Origin of the sequence: uncultured Mycobacterium sp. (assembly GCF_964249325.1) — a bacterium.
Classification (GTDB): Bacteria; Actinomycetota; Actinomycetes; order Mycobacteriales; family Mycobacteriaceae; genus Mycobacterium.
In genome coordinates, this window is the sequence record NZ_CAXUCH010000355.1 from 2,940 (window position 1) to 3,162 (window position 223).

Genomic DNA, 223 nt, shown 5'->3' on the forward strand with positions numbered 1-223 from the left:
CGCCGCCAGCCCAATACCCAGGCCCCACCCGGAATGTGCACCAGCACCGGTGCGCGCCCGTCGCGCGGCAAGTCACTGCGCCGCCAGACGTCGAGCGTGTTCGCGCGACCGTGGGGACCGTAGCGGGCAGTGCCGGTTTTCTCCACGTATATGCGGCGGGCCAAGCCGGTGCGCAACACACCCGTCGGACGCGCTATGCGCGTGGCGGTAACCGCCTGAACCG

Annotated in this window: 1 pseudogene (running past one end of the window); it reads right to left on the reverse strand. The window is 70.9% G+C overall.

Features of this window, described 5'->3' with window-relative positions:
- A pseudogene (locus ACFE99_RS24315) lies at window positions 1-223 on the reverse strand (alpha/beta hydrolase fold domain-containing protein) (its annotated part extends 657 nt beyond the left edge of the window); the annotation flags it as partial.